The sequence below is a fragment of the Streptomyces sp. NPDC050743 genome (assembly GCF_044456925.1).
GTDB lineage: Bacteria > Actinomycetota > Actinomycetes > Streptomycetales > Streptomycetaceae > Streptomyces.
This window is the reverse complement of the sequence record NZ_JBITGJ010000335.1, coordinates 1-1,323: the sequence shown is the minus strand read 5'-3', so window position 1 is coordinate 1,323 and position 1,323 is coordinate 1. Positions and strand designations below refer to the sequence as shown.

Sequence of the window (1,323 nt, the reverse complement as noted above, 5' to 3'; positions counted from 1 at the left end):
TGAGGTTCCCCCTGCCGGCCGGACAGCTTGATACTGGGACGGATGGTCCCGGAGGAAGCAGTCACAGGTAGTGAGTAGCAAGAGCAACATGAGTAAGCGGTACACGGCCGAGTTCAAGCGGGACGCGGTGGCCTTGGCGTTGTCCTCGGAGAAGACGGTCACCGAGGTCGCGAGGGATCTGGGTGTGAGTCCGGAAGGGCTGCGCGGGTGGGTGAAGCAGGCGAAGGTCGACCGCGGTGAGGGACCCGCCGGGGCTTTGACCACTGCGGAGCGTGAGGAGTTGGTCCGGCTGCGGCGGAAGGTTCGCGAGCAGGAGGCCACGATCGAGGTTCTGGGAAAAGCGACCGCCTTCTTCGCTCAGGACAAGATGAGGTAGACACCGTGGCACGGTGTCGTTTCATCGATGCGGAGAAGGCATCGGAGGGTAATCCTGCAGGTCACAGCGTTGCGTTTCTGTGCCGTGTGCTGGGAGTGCCCCGTTCCACCTACTACGCGCACAGGGCGTCACGGCCGGCCCGGACGGTGCGGGAGCGGGCCGAGGAGGTGCTGGTGGGCGAGATCCGGGTGCTTCACGCCGGATCTCGCGGTGCCTACGGGGCTCCGCGGATCCACGCCGCCCTGCGGCGGGCCGGGCGGGTGGTGAACTCCAAGAAGATCGAGCGGCTGATGCGCAAGCACCGGATCGTCGGGATCACCCGCCGCCGGCGGCGGGGCCTGACCCGGCAGGCGAAGCGGGCGGTGTTCGCGCTCGACCTGATCGGCCGGGACTTCACCGCGCCCCGGCCCGGGATGCGGCTCGTCGGCGACATGACTGAACTCAGCACGCTGGAAGGGAAGTTGTATCTGGCGACCTGTATCGATCTCGCGACGCGGGAGGTGGTCGGCTGGGCGATGGCCGACCACCACCGCGCCGAGCTGCCGGTCGCCGCCTTGCGGATGGCGGCCGGGCGTGGCGGCCTGGAGCAGGGTTGCGTCATGCATACGGATCGCGGCAGCGAGTACACGAGTGACGAATTCCGCAGCGAAATACGCAAGTTGCGCATGAGGCAGTCGATGGGGCGCGTCGGCTCTTGTTACGATAATGCCGCCGCGGAAAGCTGGTTCGCCATCCTGAAAGCGGAGATCGGGACGACCATGTGGGAGACCCGCGAGGCCGCCCGGGCCGACGTTTTCCACTACGTCGAGGTCGAGTACAACCGCAGCCGGCTCCGTCGGCACCCCGACTACGGGTACGTCACCCCGCTCGAAACGAGATCCTTGCTCAGGCAGAACCTCGTCCCGGCAGCGTAAACACCCGCTGTCCAGTTCGCGGGGGGAACTTCA

2 protein-coding genes are annotated in these 1,323 nt (G+C 66.7%); both read left to right on the top strand.

The annotated features are described in order from the left end of the window. The first annotated feature begins 70 nt into the window (after positions 1-70). Positions 71-376 (top strand): transposase, encoded by a 306-nt coding sequence (locus ACIBJF_RS53475; RefSeq protein WP_371572347.1) that lies wholly within the window; start codon positions 71-73, stop codon positions 374-376. Positions 377-381: 5 nt separating this feature from the next. After that, on the top strand, positions 382-1,290 hold the full coding sequence (locus ACIBJF_RS53470; protein WP_399185124.1) for an IS3 family transposase: 909 nt from the start codon (positions 382-384) through the stop codon (positions 1,288-1,290). Positions 1,291-1,323: the final 33 nt, after the last annotated feature.